Genomic DNA, 21,719 nt, shown 5'->3' with positions numbered 1-21,719 from the left:
GCATAATGAGCATTGAAAAGGCGCGTGCCGCCGTCGAATCCGGCGATATACATACCCTGAAAAGACTGATAGCAGAAGATCCGCAACTGGCCAATAAAACCACAGCGGACAATCCCCGCACACTTTTGCACACACTCTGCGATTATCCCGCACACAGACCCAGAAGCCGCGAGTCCGCAAAAATATTGATACGCTCAGGCGCGGATGTCAATGCGCGGGCAAAGTTCGAGGGAAAAACTGACCCTGGCGAAACACCCTTGCATTGGGCAGCCAGCAGCGACGATGCGGAAATGATTGAAATACTTCTCGACAACGGTGCGGAAATCGACATCGATGGCGGGGTCATTGCAAACGGCACACCACTCTGGGAAGCCGTGATATTCGGCATGCAAAACGCAGCGGCAAAACTGATCCAGCGCGGGGCAACCTGCAACCTGATGATCGCTGCTGGCGTGGGGCGACTCGATCTCGTTGAAAAATTTTTCGATAAAGAAGGCAATATAACCGATACGGCGGGCGTCCTGCCCGGATGGTCAGAACCCCGATCTGAACGAGACTGTATCGACAGTGCCTTCGGAATGGCATGCCGCAATGGGCACCTCGAAACCGCCAGATGGTTGCTGGGGAAAAAACCGGATATCAACCGCAAAAATCCCGTCGGGGAAACGCCTCTGGATCAAGCCGTGGACAGAAAACACACCCAAGTAGCGAACTGGCTGATGACAATTGGCGCGAAACGATCCGCGAACCTGTGATGCCATCGCATTGAGGGGAAACAACTTATGAACAAAGTAGGACTGGTTCAACATCCCGATTTTCAAAAACACGACACGGGAGGCGCGCATCCCGAGCGTCCCGAGCGACTGCAAACACTGCATGCCCATCTCGATGCAACGGGCCTGACAAAAGACCTCATAACACTCGAACCCCGACAGGTCGATACATCCTGGTTGGAAAAAGCGCACACCCCCGAACATATTGCAAACGTAAAATCTCGATGTACACAAGGCATCACGTACATGGACGATTTTGACACCAGAATCTGTCCACTATCTTTTGACATAGCCCGACTCGCTGTTGGCGCAACATTTGAAGCCATTGACGCGGTCATAGCCGCGCGCGTACACACGGCTTTTTGTGCCGTGCGTCCCCCCGGACACCATGCCGAACGCAATCACGCAATGGGATTCTGTCTATTTAGCAACGCGGTCATAGCCGCGCGATATATACAAGAAACATATTCCCTTGAACGCGTGGCAATTGTAGATTGGGACGTGCATCACGGCAATGGCACACAGCACATATTGGAAACCGATCCCTCGGTATTCTTCTTTAGCATCCACCAATACCCCCATTATCCCGGCACGGGGCGGGATGACGAAACCGGTATTGGCGAAGGAGAGGGATTCACACTAAATGCACCCGTGCCCGCAGGCAGCGATGACGCGATGTACTTGCGTATATTCGACGACGTATTCTTGCCCGCCATGCACGCATTTAAACCGCAATTTGTCATTATCTCCGCTGGATTTGACGCGCATCGGTCCGATCCCTTATCGGCCACTCAAGTGACGGAATCCGGTTTTGCCGAAATGACAAAGCGCGTAATAGCTGTCGCACGAGACCACGCAGAAGGAAGGTTAATCTCTGTCCTGGAAGGCGGATATGATTTGGGCGGCCTCTCGCGCAGCGTAGAATCCCACATAAAGGAACTAATGAATGGGTAAAAAGAAAAAAATAATAGTCGCATTTCAAGGTGAACGCGGTGCATTTAGCGAAATGGCCGCGCGCTCGTACTTTGGCAAAGATGTCGAAGTCGTACCACAACGCAATTTCTCAGCCCTGTTTGCCGCAGTCGAACACGAAGAATGCACGCACGGCATGGTACCCATTGAAAACTCATTGATAGGTAGCATTCACGAAAATTACGACCACCTGTCAGCCCATCATTTACAGATCGTCGGCGAACTAAAATTGCGCATTGTACACAACTTAATTGTAAATCCAGGCGTGAAATTAAAAGACATCCGCTATATCTATTCGCAAGCACCTGCCCTGGCTCAGTGTACACAATTCACTGCATCCCTATCGCAGGCCGAAACAGTTATGACCTCCGATACCGCAGGAGCCGTAAAAGCTTTGAAAACATCGGGCGCACGCGATGCGGCTGCAATAGCGAGTGCCCAGGCGGCCTGGGATTGCGATCTGGAAATCTTGCAGGCGGGCATTGAAGACGACCATCAAAACTACACGCGATTTTTAGTCGTCACATCCGAGTCTCTAATACCTGAAAATCCAGACATCGAAATGCCCGCAAAAACATCGATCGTATTCGCCATGAAAAACGTGCCCGGCGCATTGTTTAAGAGCTTGAGCGTATTTGCCTTGCGCGACCTCAACCTGCTCAAAATCGAATCTCGCCCCCTCGCCGGCAAACCCTGGGAATACGCCTTCTCGCTCGACTTTGAGGGCCATATCCGTCAAGAACCCTGTACCCGCGCCATTGAACACCTGCGCGAAATCGCCACCTTTGTAAAAATCCTCGGTTCTTATCGACAGGGGGACATGGTCGAAGGCAAAGTTTGGAAAGACGAAAAACGCAAAACGTAAAAGCCCCCTCTCACCTTCTCTTAAGGATCTTACATGGCAAGTCAAAGATACGAAAACCTGTACGAAAAAATAGAAACAGCACTGCGAGAAAAACCAAAACGCACACAACTCTACAACGCAGTCAAACGGGCGCGAGATGCACGGCGCACGGCAATTGACATTCTGCCGCAAGGAGAGGCATTTCGCAAAGAAGTCCGCGACATCAAAGTGCGGTGCCTGCACAAATTGGACGACCTGGTCGATCAATTTGCCGAGAAAGTCGAATCGCGCGGGGCAAAAGTCTTCCTCGCGAAAGACGGTGCTGCTGCGATTGACTACATCTTAAAACTATCAGCAGAAAAAAATGCCGAGACCGTGGCAAAATCAAAATCACTAACCAGCGAAGAAATCGAAGTCAATCACCCGCTGGAAGACGCGGGCCTGGAAGTCATAGAAACCGACCTCGGCGAGCTTATTATCCAAAAAGTCCACGAAAAACCATTCCATCTGGTATTCCCCGCAGTCCATAAAACCGCCGTTGAAGTCGCCGAAATATTTAAAAAAGAAACAGGTGAGGACGTACCTAATGATGTAGATGCAATCATGAGAATCGTGCGCAAATACCTGCGGCCGATTTTTCTCAACGCCGACATCGGCATGACAGGCGCAAATGTAGGCGTAGCCGAATCGGGCACAATCCTGATCGAAACTAACGAAGGCAATGCCCGTCTGGTATCGAGCATACCCGATGTACACATCTGCATTATGGGACGCGAAAAAGTCGTGGAAACGGTAGAAGACGCATTGCAAATGATGCTGGCGCATCCGGTCAGCGCTGTCGGCCAACACACGACAACCTATGTAACGTGGATGAGTGGCAGATCGCCTCTGGGCGAAGGCGAGGGACGCGCACCGCGAGAATCGCATATCATCATCCTGGACAACGGTCGTACCAGGATGCAAGAAGACCCCCTGTTTTCAGACGCGCTCAACTGCATCCGCTGCGGCGCCTGCATGAATATCTGCCCGACATACGGCGTAGTCGGCGGACATACATTTGGATACATATACCCCGGACCGATTGGCATACCCTGGACAGCCGAAGTTCACGGCGTAGATAAGGCCGGCGACTTCGCGCCGCTGTGTATTTCGTGTGGCTTGTGCAAAGAAATATGCCCCGCAGAAATCGACATCCCAATGATGATAGCCGGGGTAAAAGACCGCGACAGCGAAGCCAATCCGCATCCGCGCGTCAACAAAATGCTGATGGCCGCTGAAAAAGCTGCAAAAATGAGCAGTTTGACAGCACCCATATCCAACTGGATGATGGACAATGGACTGGTGCGATGGGCAATGGAAAAAGTGATGGGCATTGATCGACGCCGTCAGCTACCCAAATTCAGCCGAAAGACACTCGTAAAACGCTTCGCAAAACGCGGACCATCTCCCGTATCGAACCCCGTTCGCAAAGTAGCCTTTTTCACAGATCTGTTTGCCAATTACAACGACCCCGACCTGGGAATGGCGGCAATTGAACGCCTGGAAGCACTCGGTTGCGAAGTCATCATCCCCCCTCAGAAAAGCAGTGGATATCCCTATATCGGGTACGGCGACCTGAAAAATGCGAAAAAAATTGCGCGCGAAAACGTGGATCTCCTCCTCCCCTATATACAACAGGGCTATGAGGTCGTTGCAACAGAACCCACGGCAACATATTGCCTGAAAATCTCATATCCCAAATTGCTCGAAAAAGCAGACGATGCCGTATCTGTCGCCGAACACACGTATGAGTTTTTCGAATTCCTATCCCTGCTCGAAAGCAATATTTCAGATGAAGAGCAAAATGTCCTGCGCGGACGCGCATTTGGATTCCACATCCCCTGTCACCAGCGCCCCCTGGGAGCAGGTGAACACGCAATGGCATTCTTGCGCCAGCGCGGTGCAGACGTCGCCCTCATCGAAACGGGCACCTGCTGTGGCATGGCGGGAACATTTGGCTTGAAAGCCGGACCCCTCGGTTACGAACTCGCACAGGCTGTTGGAGAGCCTCTCTTCGAAGGCTTTCGCGAAGCCAGTATAGAAGCCATCGTAACAGAAAGCAGCGTATGCGCCATCCATCTGTCTGAAGGAACCGAACTCGAAGTCTGGCATCCCTTAAACCTGCTTCGTCTCCTGGAGTAGAACACATCCTGTCCTGCAATCGAAGACAGTTTTTAGAAAAAACTTGCATCCCTAATACAAGTGTATTATATTAGTAATACAGTAATTCACTATAAGAGAATGCCTTATGTTGATCTCGATTGACCATCACAATGGCATCCCCGTTTTTCGCCAGGTTATCGACCAGGTGAAATTCTACATAGTCAGCGGGCTCCTCGCGCCGGGTGACGAACTGCCCTCAACCCGCGCATTATCGGGACAACTGGGACTCAATCCAATGACAGTGAGCAAAGCGTACAGCCTGTTGGAAGCAGAGGGATTGGTCGAGCGGCGACGCGGACGGCCTCTAACTATAAAACCACTACAAGATCAAATCGTACACGCCGAAAAACTGGAACAACTCAAACCACAACTCACGCAATTGGCAACAATGGTTCGACAATTAGGGGTAGATCGGGCGGAAGTCGTGGATCTCTTCATATCCATCTTAGATGCTCTGGAGAAAGAAAATGATAACACCTGATCAGACATCTGTATTTGAAGCCACATCACTGACCAAAAAATTCGGCGACACCATAGCGCTCAACTCCGTAACGCTCTCTCTTGGGGCGCATCGCGTAATTGGATTGATCGGACGCAATGGCGGGGGCAAAACCACCTTAATCCAGCACATGATCGGCCTGTATTTGCCCACAGAGGGCATGTGTAAAACACTGGGACGCGCGTGCGATCAGCTGGGTGCAAATGAACTCTCGCGCATAGGCGTGGTACATCAGGAAAATCGATTTTTCGAATGGATGACCGTCGAACAGCACCTGCACTACGTGTCCTCATTTTACGAGATATGGGACCGCGACCTGGAAGCGCATCTGTTGCGCGAACTCGAACTGGAAACATCTGCACGCGTGGGCAACCTGTCTTCGGGGAACATGCAAAAATTGGGAATCATTCTGGCAGTATGTCATCATCCCGAGCTATTGATCTTAGATGAGCCGGTCAGTGGCCTGGACCCCATTGCCCGCGAGACACTATTGAAATTTCTAATGAGACTCCTGGCTGAAGACGAAAACACAATCGTGATCTCCTCACATATCTTGCGGGACATCGAAAAAATAGTAGATTGGGTCGTATGCCTCGACGAAGGTGTGGTCAAAGCCGACAAGTCCCTGGACGATCTGCACCAGACTTATGCAAAGTGGACAGTCACGGGAAACAATCTGCCCCAGCAATTTTCTGAACCTTATATCCTATCGCAAACAGTGAACGGAGTACAGGCACAATTGATCGTCAATCAGGCACTGGGCAATGCACACCAATTCAAGCAGACCTATCAGGCTGATATCACCAGTCAGTCCCTGAACCTCGACCAGCTATTTCCCATCCTGATACGGGAGGATTCGTAATGGGTATTCTTCCGTTTTTCACATTTTGGCGAAGCCCTGTTTACATTATCATCGCACTTTGTGTAAGCTGGTTTCTCTTCCAAAACTCGGTGTCTTCCCACGCACATCGGTTCTCTTTTTTCTTTTTATTTTTCTTTATTGAACTTTACGGTGGGATTATCGGCAGTATTGTAGGAGAGAACCAGCATCGGATGCTCACATGGACCCTGCCGCATTTTCGCAAGCGCCTGATGATGTGGTCGATTATTGTCGGACTATTTTCCGTTGTCGCGTGTACTATTGTGCTGACTTATGCTCCCCTCAATGCATCCTGGTCAACGATTTTGCTGCTGAATCTGAGCCTCTATTGTATTGGATTTGCCTTTTCAGGGGGTTGGAGTTTTGGTATCCAGAACCCCGGATTGGCTTCCGTATGCCGGAGCCTCATCGTATTTCTGGGACTGGCATCAGCCTATTTGTGGCAAGAGGTACTCGCATTTGGAGAGCAACAAAAATTGGGGTTGGCTCTCATCGCATTCGCCATCGCAATTGGAGCTTATTATTTCGCCTTTAACCAGACAACTTTTCGAAGTAAGCCATTTTCTTTCGTTTTTCCACTGCGCTTAACCCTTTTTCCTCCAACCCGGGAGTTTTGGGAAAAAAATAGATTGAACAGGCGAAAGGCGAGTACCGGGGTATGGCATCTCGATCACATCGGCACAGGCATCTTCAATTGGCTGCGTGCCGGTCAGTACGAAAATTATGGTCAGAGTAGATGGGGATGGCCTCTTTCTGCATTTTCTGCAGTAGTGGCAATGGTATTCTTTCTTCTTGGCATGATCACGCATATGTTCGGGTTGTGGGATCGGTCTCCGTACGATTTTGAGACACTATCAAAAGTGATTTATCACATGATTTTTTATTTTAACCCGTTGGACTCCAAGATCACTGGGGATATATTCACTGCAGTATGTTTCGGCATTTCTATGTATCTTTTTACTCCTCCTACTTCACTGAAAAGAGGGTATGTCTATCCGCTTTCTCGCACCCAGCGGATGTGGATTCGGTATAGCAGTTTGCTGGTGCAAAATATTTCTTTTTTTGCAGTATCTATTCTGGTATTGGGGGTTCTGGGCATCCTGGCGGGGGCAAAGATCGGGTTTGTGTCTGAAGGGAATATTTCTCTGAGAATACTCTGTGTCTTTGGGTGGTGGGTCGTGCTTTTACCGATATTGCAGTGGTTGCAAGTCAAATATGACCTGTATGAATTTCAAAGAATGCGGCAACAGGTATGGGGGATGGCTTGTCTGATCCTGGTCCTGATTTTGTCTCTTGTCTTCACTGGTTTCACCAGTCTGATGCGCGTCTGGTATCCCGATTTGATGTTGACCTATGAAGCGCCGATCCTTTTTGTCTGTTTTATTCTTTTGCAATGGTTCCTGTTGGCTCGGCTCAAACGGTATTATGCCACACAGGATCTGGTTTAGTGTCTGGTTTATTCTTTGTCTAAACACTTGTTATTTTTAGATATGTAAACGTTTTTTGTTCTAAATATACATCGAATAGCACTTGCTTAATCGGCACAACAAACGGCATCCAAATGGGGATGACACCCTCCTGTTAGATGCCGTTTATTTTGCTTTTTGACATGGGATTCTCGACAGATTTTTGGTGATGGGAGGAATATAGCAATGCAAAAATCCGGTCTCGATAAATGGCCCCTCATTGGACAACACCCCACACTCTTAGACGTACAAAAGCGCGCATGCCGCGTGGCGAATAGCGAATTACCCGTCAACATCAGTGGAGAAACTGGCACGGGCAAAGAATTGCTCGCCCGATATATCCACGGCATTAGCCACCGCAACAGGGGACCATTTGTAACCGTTGACTGCGGCCTGCTCACTTCTGAAATGGCGCGCAGCGAGCTATTTGGATATGTTCGCGGTGCTTTTACGGGCGCCAGTGAAACGCGTCTTGGACTGGTTGAATCTGCCCGAGGAGGTACGCTATTCCTCGATGAAATAGGCGAATTGCCGTCCAACCTTCAGTTGCAATTGCTCCGCCTGGTACAGGAACAGGAATTTCGCCGCGTAGGCGAAGCATCCATGCGCCGATCCAACGTGCGCCTGATCACCGCGACACACTGCAACTTGCGAAAAATGGTACGAAAAAAGTCATTTCGAGAAGACCTCTATTACCGTTTAAATGTCGTACCCATACAATTGCCGGCCTTGCGGAAGCGACTGAGCGACTTACCACTATTGATCGCGCATTTCTGCCAGGAAATGAAGGAATACAATCGCGTATTTTCCTCCGAAGTAATTCAAAGGATGTCGCATTATGCCTGGCCCGGCAATGTTCGAGAACTGCAACACGAAGTCGCCCGATTGATGGTCATGGGCGAAGGTAAAATTATCCGCGTATCCGATCTGCGCTCTCGCATTCGAGGGTCCAAACCCGAAGTCGATGTATTTGACCTGCCATTTAAGGAAGCCAGACAACTGGCGAATAGCCAGTTCATGCGAGAGTATCTCGACAGAGCATTGAAGAAAACACAGGGCAATGTATCGGAAGCAGCGCGGCAATGCGGGATTGGCCGACAGTATTTCCAATTGCGCATGTCTGAACACGGGCTAAGATCGGCATATTACAAGAAAAAATAGTGCCTCGCGATATACTAAAAAACGTCAATAGAAAAACCCATTGACGTTTTTCCTTGCAGGACGTTTCTTGAGCTTATCATGCAATACATCGCCGACATACACCTGCACTCGCGCTTTGCCCGCGCAACCAGCAAAACCCTGAACCCCGAAAACCTGTATCGGTGGAGCCTCATCAAAGGTCTGACAGTAGTGGGCACCGGAGATTTCACCCATCCGGTATGGTTTGAAGAACTGCGCGACCAACTCGAACCCGCCGAAGAAGGGCTATATCAATTGCGCCCAGACCTCAGGCGAGGTATAGACGCCGAATTGCCGCCAGCCTGTCGCGGACAAATGCGGTTTGTACTCTCAGTCGAAATCAGCCTCATCTACAAAAAAAACGACAAAACCAGAAAAATACATCACGTCGTCACAATGCCGAGTTTTGACGCTGTAGCGCGTTTAAATGCGCGGCTCGGTGCAATAGGCAACCTGAAATCAGACGGACGCCCCATCCTGGGTCTGGACAGTCGAGACCTGGTAGAAATATGTCTGGAAGCGTGTGACGACGTCCTCTTTATACCCGCCCACATCTGGACCCCTCACTTCGCGGTCCTGGGCGCGAGTTCCGGGTTCGACACCCTCGAAGAATGTTTTGAAGACATGCTCCCCTACATCTTCGCCGTAGAAACCGGCCTGTCTTCTGACCCACCGATGAACTGGCGCCTATCCATGCTGGACAACTACGCAATCGTCTCCAATTCAGACGCGCATTCCCCGCAAAAGCTCGCCCGCGAAGCCACCTGCTTTAATACCGATCTATCCTTCCGCGGAATGTATGACGCATTGAAAGACCGAGACCCAACGCGCTTCACAGGCACACTGGAATTTTACCCCGAAGAAGGCAAATACCACTTTGACGGACATCGAAAATGCGACATATGCTGGAAACCCGTACAAACCCTCGACGCAAACGAAATCTGTCCGGTATGTGGCCGCAAATTGACCGTTGGCGTACTCCACCGCGTTGAAAAACTCGCAGACCGCGCAGACGGCGACCGCCCCGACATCGCGATGCCCTTTGAAAATCTGATCCCACTGCCGGAAATCATCGGCTCAGTCCTCCAGGTAGGTCCCACCAGCAAACGCGTACAAACCGTGTACGAACAAATGCTATCAACACACGGGGCAGAATTGAAAATCTTGCGCGAACTGCCCATCGAAGAAATCGCCAAAACGGGAGATCCCCTCATCGCCGAAGGCATTCGACGCATGCGCGAAGGAAAAGTACACATCGCCCCGGGATACGACGGCGTGTACGGAAAAATTCAAGTCTTCTCCGACGAAGACCGCGCACTTTTAAGCGGACAGGAATCGCTATTTCACATACCAGCCGCAGAGCCTTTGAAAGAGGAAGAAGTGAACGCAAGCCTGGACAAGAGCACAGAAACCGCGATCGTCAAAGAGTCTCCCGTCTCACTTCACACTTCTCACTTCCCCCTCCTCGACCCACACCAGCAAGCAGCCGTAACCATGGACAAAGGACCCGTCATCGTAACCGCGGGACCTGGCACAGGAAAAACGCGGGTACTCACCCATCGCGTAATCGACCTGATCCAGAACCGCGGCGTATCACCCGCTTCTATAATGGCCGTAACATTTACCAACCGCGCCGCAACTGAAATGTGGGAACGGATCGTATCCCTATCCTCCGGAGGCGAAGAACTCGTCCCCATGCGCGTGGGCACATTCCACCGCCTATCACTGGACCTCCTGCGAGAATACGCCCCCGAGCGAATGGGCGCAATAGCCGACCGCGGAGAAGCCCGCGCCGTCTTACAAGAAGCAATCGCCGACATCAACACCGAAATATCGGTCGATGACGCGCTCTCCCAAATCTCGCAATACAAAGCTACAGGACAGGAAATATCCGACATCACCGACACTGAACTTCAAACCATTTACACCAATTATCAACACCGCCTGACCGCTTATGGCCTCATGGACTTTGACGACATCTTGCTCATCCTCCACAATGTACTCTGCGACGACATTTTGCAAACAGTCCAGGCGCGTTTTACCCACGTACTCGTCGATGAATTTCAGGACGTCAACGCCGTACAATACGCACTGATTCAAAAATTAGCCGGAGATGGATCGGGCCTCTTTGTCATCGGCGACCCCGATCAAGCCATCTATGGTTTTCGGGGCGCGAGCGCGGGGTATTTCGCACAATTAAAAGCGGACTATCCCCACGCGAACGAAGTGATCTTACAACAATCATATCGCTCCACCCCTCAGATCATCTCCGCAGCATCCAGCCTGCTTCGCGGACGATCGTACATCCCCATACGAGAAAATGGCCCAAATCTGAGAGCCTTATCCACACCCGGCGAAACCGGCGAAGGCATCGCCATCGTCGAAGAAATCTCCCGAATGGTCGGCGGCGCAGACTTATTGCAAGCCAACGAAGAAGGCAAACGCAGCCTGGACGACTTCGCCGTATTATTCCGCACCGGACGTCAGACAGACGCCCTGGAAACATGCTTCTTACAGGCCGGGATCCCCTATCGCGTCGTCGGACAAAAAAATTATCTGGATGCGGCTTCAGTACAGCACGCCCTATCGTTTTTTAAGTGCGTCCTGAGGGACGACATTTCCAGCGCCCCAACCACCAGAGATATAATCGACCTCCTCTCCATCCCCGCATTTGACCCTGGCAGAGAAGTCCGCGCATCAATACGCCAGCAAATTCAAAACACCGCACTATCAGACGCTGTACAGGAAAAATTAGACGCCGCGCTGGGAGCTGTAGATCGCTTCCGCAATGAAACATCCCACCTATCGCCTTCTGAACTCATAGCAAAATGGGCAGAAGAATTTGCGACATCAGAAGATATCGACCTCGAAAGATTGAGCCTATTGGCTCAAGGCGTGGATACCATCGCAGAGTTATTGGAAATCATCACCCTGGGACAGGATGGCGACTTTGTACGTCGTGGAAAAATTGCGCGGCCCGAAGCCGTCACACTCATGACCTTGCATGCGTCCAAGGGTCTGGAATTCCCCGTGGTATTTATCTGTGGGGTTGAGGAAGGATTAATCCCGCACGCCGATGCGGATATCGAAGAAGAGAAACGCCTGTTTTTCGTCGGCATAACCCGCGGACAAGACGAAGTAATTTTGACCCGCGCCCGAAGCCGCAGGCGATTTGGCGAACGCATCACACCCGAAATATCGCGCTTTGTAGCCGATATCCCCGAAGACGTCATCGAATTTGTCGATTTGCGAACCGAAAGACGCAAACCCGCCGAACAATTATCCCTGTTTTAAAATATCGAGCATCTCGTGTACCGCGTCGTGAATGCGGTCTTCTGTATCTTCAACGAAGGGACCCGTGCGTTTCCAGTGTTGCTGATTGAACCAGACCTCGTAGCCCCCTTCTGGAATCTGCCTTTTAACGGGAATATAACCGACAATATCATTCGTATAAGCCGCCACCAGAAGATTGTCAAAATAAGGCGCCAGTTCTCTTTTCAAACGCAACCCGTGCTCCACATTCATCTCCGCGGCAAGCCCGACGATAGCCAGCGCATCGCCAAAACGCACAGTCTGGATCTCAAACGGAAAGCTGGTCGCAACCGGAATATTGTTTTTAACGCTATCGAACAAATGTCGCGCCCATGCCCGCACATAGTCCGAACCGGCGTCCAGGCCGGACTTGACCAAATCCATATCGATGGGTTCGGTCTCTATACTGAGAATGGTCTGCGCAATAGAAATCGGACCGCTGATGTGCCGCAGGTCTTGAGAAGCGAGCACCCGGGTAACGGACTCACCCAATTCGACGCCAATATCGCGGATCTCATCGACCTCCCGCTGAACAAAAACATTTGACATCGGATCGACTGGCTTCGTCTTCTGATCTCCGGCACAGCCCTGCAAAAAACAAGTCTCGACATCGGGATACACCGCTTCGATATGGTCGTAAGCAAAACACACGTAATCCCCCCCAATAAGCGTCCCGCTGCGGCTGGTGGGATGACAGGCATAAGAAAAAATAACACATCGCAACTCGCCTTCGGGAGACTCCACCGCAATAACCGGAACATCGTGGTCGTGAGGCGCTTCCAGAGAGGGCACCCACGCCACACCACCCTTTCCATCTGGCTTGCGACGGGACCTCGCGATATCACAACTCCCCGTACCAAAACCGAGACGCGCAGGAGACCGATCTTCCCAGGCCATTTTTGCACAGCGCGCGACATTTTCAAAAAGATCTTCGAGATAATCGTCGTCCAGTTCCCCGTGCCGCTCCCTGTCCATCTCCCGGATACAGGGACCGCAATGCGTATGCGAACCATTGAGAATAATATGCGCCGGATCAATACCCGTAGCCGCGTTAATCCTGCTTCTCACCTCGTCGGTGCGCTCGTAAAAACCCAGAATCTCGGCACCGACAATAAGCAGCGGTGTCTCGCCGTCGTCTATCGCGACCGCCGTAGCCTTCAAAGGGTGATAAACTTCGGTAGAAGGCTCTTGCCTCGCCGCAAACCCGGCCAGATAAATCCCCACGGGTGGGGTAATATCGACCGTGCTAACGCCGACTTGATAGGTATGATTGGATGATGACATGACATATATTCCCTATAAAAATCGCGTAATTTGATACGCATCAATCTCTGTCTCGAGATCTTTCCCCAGAACCAGATCCGCGATGAGTTTCCCGCTATAAGGACCGAGTTGCAAGCCCGTGGGACCGTGCCCGGTAGCGAGATAAATATTTCGAATATTTGGAACGCTCCCCAGCACCGGCAAATGATCCTCCGTGTACGGACGCAGCCCAACCCGAATCTCCCGAACCTCTGCCTGCGCCAGACCCGGCGCCACCCGCAGGGCTTCTGCCAGAACCTCGAGCACCCCCGCGGCAGTCGTGCGCGCCTCAAAACCGGATCCCGTCTCCCGCGTAGCACCTACAACCACGCGGCCATCCGGCCAGGGAACCATATAGTGACCGCGCACAGCACTGATAATGGGCCATGACGACGTATCCGTATCGCCCAGACCCAGATGAATAATCTGACCGCGCTGCGGTTCAACCGGAATATGAACGCCAAGCTGATCCCCAAATGCCTGTGACCACGCCCCACCCGCGATAACAACCTTACCAGCAGAGACAGTTTCTCCATCTGTAATAACACCCGTAACCGCATCATCCTGGATCAAAAGCTGTTCAACTCCCGCGTGCTTAACCACAAGCCCCTTCGCTTCCGCAGCCCGGTGCAGGGCAGCCGCCAGAAGCCGACCATCCACGCGGGCGGCATCGCGGTAGAAAATCGCACCGCGCACATCTCCCAGAGTGGGAAAGCGTCTGCGCGCTTCATCCGAAGAAATCTCGTACAAATCTTCCTCAGCCGGTTCACCGCGTTGATCCCGGCGGTTAAAAATATGTTGTCGCGCAATAGCAAAAGACTCTATCTCATCATAAGAAACAGCGACGAGCATCATCCCACAAGTTGCAAAACCCGTCTCTCCATCCTGTTCCGCCTGCAAATTATCCACCAATTGTGGATAATATACGGAAGCAAACGCAGCAAGCCGCAGCCAGGGATCTGGATCGCGGGTATTGGTAGCAGGCGAAAGAATACCCGCACCTGCATCCGTAGCGCGGCCTGCATCCCTCCGATCAACGAGCAAGGTCTTTGCCCCGTCGCACACCAGATGATACGCGGCAGAAATCCCGACAACACCACCGCCGATAACAATAGCGTCATAACTCATTTTTTTCATCTCTTTCCATATTATCCCGACAGACCCCATATCTCAGCCGCAGTCCCGCCCAGAATGCGTTCTATATCCCCATCCGTCAGAAAGGGCAACCCCTCGCGAATAAGGCGAAGTTCATCAGCAAGCGTGGGCCACTTGTGCTTGACCCGGTGATACCCGGGATAACCAGTCCCCCAGACTGTACGCTGAGCAGTAAAAACCCCCAGCGCCGCCTCAATATAGGGATGCACATCTTCGTACGGATGAGCTTCTTGAGAACGCCCAGCCACATCCGAAAGTTTAAAAAACACATTGTCAAAACGCGCCAGATCCAGAACAGGCTGATATTTAGCAAGCGGACGATCTATTTCTGGATATCCCATATGGTCCAAAATAAGAACAGTATTCGGACACCGCCTCGCAATCGCAGCGACCTGATCCGCATCCTCGGGCCGCAAATGAAACTGGATAACAGCGTCGAGCGCCGCGATCTCTTCCCACATCGGACCATTCTGCTCCGTAAGCAAAATCTTTTCATCGGGATAGTACATCGGATGCAAACGAAACCCAACCAGACCGCGCTCCCGAACCCAGTAGCGCACCTGCTCGGCATTGTCGGGATCCTGGGGATCAACAAGACCATGCCCGACAAACCGATCCGGATACCGAACAACCGAGTCCGCGATATAACCATTATCCCAGGTGGACCAACTCGTTTGCACAAGCACAGTCCAATCCACCCCTTCGGCATCCATATCAGCCAAAAGTTCCTCAGCAGTACCCGGCTCATCCGGATAGCTATTCCACGTCGGCGCAGTAGGACCAACCGGATACTTATCCGAAATTTCCCAAATGTGAACGTGCGTATCGACAATCATAAATAAGTCCTATAAGAAACAAAAGCCCGATAGAATCGGGCTTATTCATATAATTTGCGGGATATGCATAATTCCATATAATCGCGTCACGCATCCAACGCCTGCTCAAATGCCTCAAGGCTGGACACCTGGATCGCTGCACGATGCAACTGCTTGAGACGTTGCAAATCGTCAATGGCCGCAATGCGAGCAGATAGGGGATGTGTCTCGTACATATCAAATCGAATCTCCAACACTTCAAGGATATCTTCGAGCGTGCTTTTTCTTTCGCCCTGCTCAATACCCAGTTGCTTAATGTATTGTGCAAACGACGATTCGCGCATAATGGCATCCATAAGACCCTCCTGTAATAGAATACGATTGATCAGTGTCTGATCATACGCTAACCCACTCAATATCATCAACCTGCCCAAAATGTCAACCTTTATTGATTCATCCACCCGCAGCGCATTCGTCGCGTCAACACAGTGATGTAACCACGCCTCCGAATCTATCCCAACAGGACGTTTCATCAACGGCACGAACGGAAACAAGCCCGAAGGTCCGCCATCTATAATATCCTGTCCGTCTATTTCACTCAGCCGAATCACGCTATATTTGATCACAGCAAGATGGCCGGACATTTTATGAACAAAGTGCCCCGGATCGCGCCGACCTGCACCGCGCCGCAAGTAGATCACACTCGAATAAATCGGCAGGTTGTGCTGCTCTATCGCACGTATCATATAGCCCGCCATGCGCAGCGGCATAGACGGATCGTCAGTGGTTTGAAACTCCGTATGGATCAACGCCTCCTCACCTGCGATAAGGACGCGGATAAGGCTGTCCATGTGTCGTGTTTCAACGGTGTTTTGCTCTGTGTCGAGGATGTCCAGGACTTCTACATCGTCCTGTCCGAATGTGAGGCGGATGAAGTCTTTGGGGTAGGTTTGGATGAGGTCTTTAGAGATGGTGTCATATTCGGCCATGTGGGATGCCCTGAGTCTGATGGGTGAATTTGATCAGACACAAAGCAAATATCAGGCCAACATCACAGAATTGAGCGATAAATTGTATAGACAGAAATTCAAGAACCCTCATCAGGCTTTTAATCGGCTGTATTGCGTCCTTACCTTGACTGTAAGGATCACACCTGGAGGCACATACAAACCGAACGCGCCGGGATACAAAAGTGTACGTTTTGATCCATGAATGATGGGGTATCATGAAAGATTTTTACATTTAAAAAAAATAGCGGTTGGACTTGATCCGTTTTGCGCTGGACTCCATCCATCCTTCAATCGTGAAAATCATAAAAACAAAAGAATAAGGTGGACAAATCAATGTTGTTTATCCATCTCATTAATGGAAAATTTCGGTCACTTTTATATATAATTCTCTAAATTTCTACCTGAGCTTACTTTCTTCTCTTTCAATAATCTCCAGTTGCGCCTCTATTGCTGCGTAGTAATCGGGTAGTGGTTCAACCTCATATAGCATATCAACACCCTGCTGCTGGCAGTTAGCGAACAGGATCATGCCACCTTCACTCGGCTCCTCCACGTTCTGCACAGTCTCTCGGAGGTCGGCATAGAAACCTCTCCAGTCTGCATTCTCGGTCTTCAATTCTCCAGATGCCATTCTATAAAATGTGGTCTTTGCACTCGGGAATACCATTCGTTTGAAGAATCCCTCCTCAACCACCTGCCTGTGACAACTTATTAAACGCGACTCGAAAAATGAGTTCATTGCATCTATGATCGTCCGGTATTGGTACAAAAATTCATCTCGGAAATTGGTAGCGAGATCCTGAAGCTCCTTAACAGCTCTTCGAAGATGCCGTCCCTTGAACCACCCGCTGATCCCTTTACCGGTAAAGACACCGATCAAGCTGCCTATCATGGTAGTCACAGCCGGTATAATAATAGCTGATGTGCCTCCAGTCACGGGAGCCAACACCAAGCCTAACCCAAGACCGACCTTACCTCCGACCCAGCCTCCGGCACCGACAGCAGCACTGTCAAGCGCGGTATGTTCCACCGCAGTCTTTCCATCGAGATCACCTTTGTGCCATTTATAGGCATTCTTACTTGCGTTGATCGCCAATGTGATGATGGGGATGCTGTCGATCCCATCTCCGAGATCGGCTATTCCCTCAAACGTGTCGGCAGTACTATGAAATACTTCTTGAGAAGAGAGATTAGGATTGATTATAACTCGCGGGTTGTCGCGAAAGGCATCAGCCATTTCCTGGTTCGCGATCACGTCTATATCCGGATGCTTGTCGAGATGCTCCTGGATGTAATGTGGATCATGTGTAACTTTGACGTTGTATGGCTTCCCGTCTATTATATGGTCCACTCCCTCTGCGGTACCTGACTCAGGGGTTTCAACGTTATGCCCTCTCGCCGAATAGTAATCGGCCACAGCCTCCTCGCCAGTGTAGCCCTTGTATTTGTGGATCATTGATCGCCAAGCTGCTTCTCCAGGCTCGGACCTGATGATCTCGCTTTTCATGAAGCCCATGAGATCATCAAGGCTCTCGAAGTCTTGTGCGTGGTGTAGATGCTCCATCCCTCTCAGGGCTTGGGAATCCAGCTTCATAGTGTTATAGAGCACATCGAACACGCTCACACCAGTCACAACTGCGCCATCTACCCCCAATTCTCTAGCTACACGATTCCGCAGTGATTCGTCAACCGTGAGCGTTTTTGTGAGAAAGGTCCGCTGGCGTGACCGATGGATGTATGAGACTGTGCTGAGTGTGACAGTTGCAATAGCTATACAGATGAAAATAACTTCCATACGCGATTCCTTTCATCTAATACCTGTTGACACGCAGTCTAGTTAAGAGGGGGACTGTCAAATGCTGTGGATGAGTACGAGCGTAGCTGCTCAATGTGGTAGTCTTTGAAGTTTTTATAGTTACTCATTTTCGGACTCTGTTGAATTATGCTCTGTAAAACAAAAGCCCGCTGGATGTCCATCCCATCGGGCTTTTTTATTTTTTAAATGCGTTCGCTTGGCCCCAATTTTTCTTACCTGCAAAATTCTCAAGTTATACTCTGGTCGAAGTTCATCCTGCATTTCTGTCTCATTCTGCTTCATAAATCTATTTCTTCACCTGAATTATTTCTTTTCAAAACCTACCCGCTGATAACCATTCCATCAGCCTTTTATTTTTCTAAAATTTCTCAGCTTTTGCCCAAACCTGAAATATTTTGGCCTTTCACAAGGACTTCTTGCTCCACTTCAAGGCGGTAGGTTTGTTGCAAAAAGTAAGTGAACCAAGTCTTGATAACGCGCCAAGTCCTATCTATCGGGTACGGTGCTGCCTCACCGAGTCGGTCTTCCAAAAACATCTGTGCCTGGCTATCCGACAGGCCATTGGATGCCAAACCATCAATCTCCGCTATAATAGGCATTTGTTTGAAGATGCTAGTAATGTAAGATACAAATAAATTTTTTGTTAGCCCTTCCGGTACTGAGAGGACGGTCAGGTCTTTTTGGGCTGCTTCCCAAGCACTAGTGACCATCTTATCCAGTCCTTGGCCAATATAAACATCCCACAGATACTCAGGTGTGGGACACCGAGGCACCCATTGTGAAGCGGGGGCGGCGGCGTTATTATTTTGATCTATCTCTGGCAGGTGAGGTAGCGCACCATTGGAGAGAAGACGATCAGCCTCGTGTCTGATATTTTCCTGAAGTTCCTGTGTAGCTGGAATTGCTGCATCAAGGAGTGCTGTTTCCCATTGCGTGAGGCTATCAAAATCAACTGGCAGTTCGAGTAGCAACTCAACATTTGCCGGCGTTGTCCATCCAAGTCCGCGGCTTGTGAGATTAGCTGAGCCTACTAGGCAACGACTATCGCCCCGATAGTACTTCGCATGTAGATGGGGATGAACTAAAAGTTTCCCACCTGGAAATCCCTCAATTACATCCAATATTTCTAAGTCACAAGCTCCTGCTGCTATGTCTTCCGGCAGCCAACGTGTTACGCATGTCAGGGAAATAGAGTTACTTGATATTTCATCAACTACTTTTTGAAGGGTTGTAATCTTTATGTAAGGGGCTGCAAGAAAAAGACTGTCTTTGGCAGAACGAATTATATTCAAAAGGTCAGCCCCAAGAGGTAACACTACACCCATTCTACTCATCCTCTTTTGGTTCTGTCAGGAAGACCTGCGCCATCTTTCCCCATTCTTGCCTCATTTCAAACAGTTTTATCTGGTCTCGCGTCTCTTCCGTCTCGTAGCGTGCCCAAGCTGCAAACAGCAAATTTAAAGTGTCGGCTGCTTGGTTTATTCGATCTATCAGTTTGGCGTCTGTCTCGTCACCAATATTAGGGTGGAGGGTTTCCATAAGCTTACTATAGAATGGATGATTCGTATTAAACACGATGGCTGTCAATCCACCATGATGATGCTCAACATCAAAAAAGGCGTAGCTTCTTAGGTCCTTGGTTAGGAACTCTATCTTGCGTTTGCGAGACAGAACCGCGTTTGCGATCTCTTGAGCAGCATTTTTGGAATAGTGTTTGTCAGTGATGAGATTTTTCTCAAACTCATCTCGATCTTTTTCTTTAAATTCCTCCTTGTCATAGCCGGTTTCGTACCCCTGTTTGACCCGCTCGCGGACCTTGTTAGTTGCAACATCTGCGACCGTAGGCGTATCATGGCGCTCTTTTTTAGCAGTACGCCTACCCTCGGTTTGTTTATCTAGTCGGGTTCGTACCTGTCCAATTTGTTGCCTAATGTGCTCAACGATGGGTATTAGGAGTGCTCGAGGATCGCTCTCAGACTGAATGCGATCTATAAACTCGCTAACGGAGGATTCACCGGATTCAGCCTCAGTCCGCCAATTGAACTGCGACATTCCTTCAAAGATGGTCGCACTCTGTTTGTTGTTTGTGACACCGAAGACTTCATCCAATGCCGGAGGGAACTCTACTTCCACACCCCACCAACGCTCAGTCGGATTATAACTGTTGGTCCAACTGCTATCCAAGGCTAGTTCACGACCAGCTCGAACAATAGATACTCCCAAATTCTTGGCTGCATGTTTGCCATAAGGCTTGCTACCACGGTCACCAATTTCTGGAATCGTTTCCTCGCGTGCCCAACTCATGCGGACTGTAACAATGTGCTTTTTATTACCATAATCAATGTGAAAAACCTCATCATCTTCACCCCATTTCTGAAACATGGGCTCCTTGTCAAATGGCGGTGGCGTAGAGGTGTTATTCATCAGATAAAGAGGATCGTTAATTTTAACATATTCGTTAATTGTCGGCATCTCATTCTCTAGAGCAAGTAACCGAATTGTTAGCTGACCTCTATCTATGAATTTTCGGTACATTCGACCAACGAGTTTTTCAGTATTGTCGAGTGTTGCCTTTGCACCTCGCCAAGTAAGACGGTGTGGATCAAAGTGACTCCAGAGGACAAGTGTTCCGGTAGTATCGACGATTTCAGATCGATCTCGCCACTCGGCTGGCAAAGATTGGACCTTTGGGGCAGGCACCATGGTGAGACTACCCTCCTCAATCTCATCCACATCAAGGTAGGTATAAACCGCGTTATCCGGACCATTCTGCCAAGTCCAGACTTCGACTCGGCGGCACTGAGAGATAGACGAGTTGGGTAATCCCATACCGAATCGTCCGATCCCTTTGCGATCATATAGATGGGTTCCATTGCCAAATTGCAACGCAATCTGAAGAATATCTGGCGTCATACCCGAGCCATTGTCAAGGACACCAATAGACTTGATTCTTCTGCTGTGACGTTTTTTGATTAACTTGCTTTCCTCAATGCAAATAACTTCTACATCGCTAGCATCTGCCTGAACCGAATTATCAATCAATTCGGCTAGGGCGGAAGCAGTGTTCCGATAGCCGCTGTCACGCATAGCTCGCACTGCTAAATTTGGCGGTATAATCACTGCTTCAGCTACTGCGGTTGTTTCAGAGACCATCACTCTTTCAGCTACTGCGGTTGTTTCAGATAGGCTCATTGCCAAACATCCTCCCAATTTTTAAATGCATCTGCGATACTGCCAAAGCCCGGTAGGTCCGGATCAATCACAGTAACAATTTCTGCTTCGGTGTTACCTCCAGCTTTCAGACCGCGTGTTGCGCGCCCTACCATTTGGCTATAAAGGACTAATGACCGTGTAGGACGGGCAATCATAGCCGCACTGATTTCAGGTGCATCAAAGCCAGTAGTCAATACACCATAATTGCAAAGTACCATCGGTTGTGGGTTGTTGCTACGGAAGCGTCTTATGACTCGGTCACGGTCAGACGTTCTCGTTTG

At 50.0% G+C, this 21,719-nt stretch carries 17 protein-coding genes; 9 read left to right on the top strand and 8 right to left on the bottom strand.

All coding sequences use genetic code 11. The annotated features are described in order from the left end of the window. The first annotated feature begins 5 nt into the window (after positions 1 to 5). From OXG87_06175 to OXG87_06135, 9 genes are all read left to right on the top strand, one after another. Positions 6 to 755, top strand: a complete 750-nt coding sequence (locus OXG87_06175) for an ankyrin repeat domain-containing protein (GenBank protein ID MCY3869125.1) — start codon at positions 6 to 8, stop codon at positions 753 to 755. Positions 756 to 782: 27 nt separating this feature from the next. Next, the gene (locus OXG87_06170) at positions 783 to 1,727 is read left to right on the top strand and encodes a histone deacetylase (protein ID MCY3869124.1); all 945 of its coding nucleotides are present in this window, start codon (positions 783 to 785) and stop codon (positions 1,725 to 1,727) included. Then, positions 1,720 to 2,610 (top strand): prephenate dehydratase, encoded by an 891-nt coding sequence (pheA, locus tag OXG87_06165; GenBank protein ID MCY3869123.1) that lies wholly within the window; start codon positions 1,720 to 1,722, stop codon positions 2,608 to 2,610. Before OXG87_06170 ends, pheA begins: the two co-directional genes overlap by 8 nt. Before the next feature lie 33 nt (positions 2,611 to 2,643). Further along, positions 2,644 to 4,770, top strand: coding sequence for an LUD domain-containing protein (locus tag OXG87_06160; protein ID MCY3869122.1), 2,127 nt, complete (start codon positions 2,644 to 2,646; stop codon positions 4,768 to 4,770). Between the two features lie 106 nt (positions 4,771 to 4,876). Continuing rightward, positions 4,877 to 5,272: a GntR family transcriptional regulator gene (locus tag OXG87_06155; protein MCY3869121.1), complete on the top strand. Its 396-nt coding sequence runs from the start codon at positions 4,877 to 4,879 to the stop codon at positions 5,270 to 5,272. Continuing rightward, a complete protein-coding gene (locus tag OXG87_06150; GenBank protein MCY3869120.1) occupies positions 5,259 to 6,152 on the top strand; it encodes an ABC transporter ATP-binding protein in 894 nt (297 codons plus the stop codon). The genes OXG87_06155 and OXG87_06150 overlap by 14 nt, the downstream gene beginning before the upstream one ends. Before the next feature lie 191 nt (positions 6,153 to 6,343). Then, positions 6,344 to 7,618, top strand: coding sequence for a hypothetical protein (locus tag OXG87_06145; protein MCY3869119.1), 1,275 nt, complete (start codon positions 6,344 to 6,346; stop codon positions 7,616 to 7,618). A gap of 204 nt (positions 7,619 to 7,822) precedes the next feature. Further along, on the top strand, positions 7,823 to 8,797 hold the full coding sequence (locus OXG87_06140) for a sigma-54 dependent transcriptional regulator (GenBank protein MCY3869118.1): 975 nt from the start codon (positions 7,823 to 7,825) through the stop codon (positions 8,795 to 8,797). A gap of 78 nt (positions 8,798 to 8,875) precedes the next feature. Beyond that, complete coding sequence (locus tag OXG87_06135; GenBank protein MCY3869117.1) at positions 8,876 to 12,109, top strand: UvrD-helicase domain-containing protein; 3,234 nt, start codon at positions 8,876 to 8,878, stop codon at positions 12,107 to 12,109. Here the strand turns inward: OXG87_06135 and OXG87_06130 are convergent. From OXG87_06130 to OXG87_06095, 8 genes are all read right to left on the bottom strand, one after another. After that, positions 12,095 to 13,411 carry a hypothetical protein gene (locus OXG87_06130; GenBank protein ID MCY3869116.1) on the bottom strand — a complete coding sequence of 439 codons (1,317 nt, stop codon included), beginning with the start codon at positions 13,409 to 13,411 and terminating at the stop codon, positions 12,095 to 12,097. The two genes, OXG87_06135 and OXG87_06130, sit on opposite strands and share 15 nt — an antisense overlap. Positions 13,412 to 13,423: 12 nt before the next feature. After that, positions 13,424 to 14,557 (bottom strand): FAD-dependent oxidoreductase, encoded by a 1,134-nt coding sequence (locus tag OXG87_06125; GenBank protein MCY3869115.1) that lies wholly within the window; start codon positions 14,555 to 14,557, stop codon positions 13,424 to 13,426. 20 nt (positions 14,558 to 14,577) lie between these two features. Next, positions 14,578 to 15,420, bottom strand: coding sequence for an amidohydrolase family protein (locus tag OXG87_06120; GenBank protein ID MCY3869114.1), 843 nt, complete (start codon positions 15,418 to 15,420; stop codon positions 14,578 to 14,580). 86 nt (positions 15,421 to 15,506) lie between these two features. After that, on the bottom strand, positions 15,507 to 16,388 hold the full coding sequence (locus OXG87_06115; GenBank protein ID MCY3869113.1) for a hypothetical protein: 882 nt from the start codon (positions 16,386 to 16,388) through the stop codon (positions 15,507 to 15,509). Positions 16,389 to 16,806: 418 nt separating this feature from the next. Further along, the gene (locus tag OXG87_06110; GenBank protein ID MCY3869112.1) at positions 16,807 to 18,204 is read right to left on the bottom strand and encodes a hypothetical protein; all 1,398 of its coding nucleotides are present in this window, start codon (positions 18,202 to 18,204) and stop codon (positions 16,807 to 16,809) included. A 389-nt stretch (positions 18,205 to 18,593) separates the two neighbouring features. Continuing rightward, complete coding sequence (locus OXG87_06105; GenBank protein MCY3869111.1) at positions 18,594 to 19,550, bottom strand: phospholipase D family protein; 957 nt, start codon at positions 19,548 to 19,550, stop codon at positions 18,594 to 18,596. Between the two features lies 1 nt (position 19,551). Further along, complete coding sequence (locus tag OXG87_06100) at positions 19,552 to 21,417, bottom strand: ATP-binding protein (GenBank protein ID MCY3869110.1); 1,866 nt, start codon at positions 21,415 to 21,417, stop codon at positions 19,552 to 19,554. Further along, the coding region (locus OXG87_06095) for a helicase-related protein (GenBank protein MCY3869109.1) at positions 21,414 to 21,719 on the bottom strand (306 nt) is incomplete at its 5' end. The genes OXG87_06095 and OXG87_06100, both read right to left, overlap by 4 nt.

It is taken from the genome of Gemmatimonadota bacterium, from assembly GCA_026706845.1.
Taxonomy (GTDB): domain Bacteria; phylum Latescibacterota; class UBA2968; order UBA2968; family UBA2968; genus VXRD01.
This window is presented reverse-complemented; position numbering and strand designations above follow the sequence as displayed.

Excerpts from the sequence above, each read along its gene's own strand:
- OXG87_06175 (MCY3869125.1), top strand. The coding sequence starts at position 6 with ATGAGCATTGAAAAGGCGCGTGCCGCCGTCGAATCCGGCGATATACAT.
- OXG87_06170 (MCY3869124.1), top strand. The coding sequence starts at position 783 with ATGAACAAAGTAGGACTGGTTCAACATCCCGATTTTCAAAAACACGAC.
- pheA (MCY3869123.1), top strand. The coding sequence starts at position 1,720 with ATGGGTAAAAAGAAAAAAATAATAGTCGCATTTCAAGGTGAACGCGGT.
- OXG87_06160 (MCY3869122.1), top strand. The coding sequence starts at position 2,644 with ATGGCAAGTCAAAGATACGAAAACCTGTACGAAAAAATAGAAACAGCA.
- OXG87_06155 (MCY3869121.1), top strand. The coding sequence starts at position 4,877 with ATGTTGATCTCGATTGACCATCACAATGGCATCCCCGTTTTTCGCCAG.
- OXG87_06150 (MCY3869120.1), top strand. The coding sequence starts at position 5,259 with ATGATAACACCTGATCAGACATCTGTATTTGAAGCCACATCACTGACC.
- OXG87_06145 (MCY3869119.1), top strand. The coding sequence starts at position 6,344 with ATGCTCACATGGACCCTGCCGCATTTTCGCAAGCGCCTGATGATGTGG.
- OXG87_06140 (MCY3869118.1), top strand. The coding sequence starts at position 7,823 with ATGCAAAAATCCGGTCTCGATAAATGGCCCCTCATTGGACAACACCCC.
- OXG87_06135 (MCY3869117.1), top strand. The coding sequence starts at position 8,876 with ATGCAATACATCGCCGACATACACCTGCACTCGCGCTTTGCCCGCGCA.
- OXG87_06130 (MCY3869116.1), bottom strand. The coding sequence starts at position 13,411 with ATGTCATCATCCAATCATACCTATCAAGTCGGCGTTAGCACGGTCGAT.
- OXG87_06125 (MCY3869115.1), bottom strand. The coding sequence starts at position 14,557 with ATGAGTTATGACGCTATTGTTATCGGCGGTGGTGTTGTCGGGATTTCT.
- OXG87_06120 (MCY3869114.1), bottom strand. The coding sequence starts at position 15,420 with ATGATTGTCGATACGCACGTTCACATTTGGGAAATTTCGGATAAGTAT.
- OXG87_06115 (MCY3869113.1), bottom strand. The coding sequence starts at position 16,388 with ATGGCCGAATATGACACCATCTCTAAAGACCTCATCCAAACCTACCCC.
- OXG87_06110 (MCY3869112.1), bottom strand. The coding sequence starts at position 18,204 with ATGGAAGTTATTTTCATCTGTATAGCTATTGCAACTGTCACACTCAGC.
- OXG87_06105 (MCY3869111.1), bottom strand. The coding sequence starts at position 19,550 with ATGGGTGTAGTGTTACCTCTTGGGGCTGACCTTTTGAATATAATTCGT.
- OXG87_06100 (MCY3869110.1), bottom strand. The coding sequence starts at position 21,417 with ATGAGCCTATCTGAAACAACCGCAGTAGCTGAAAGAGTGATGGTCTCT.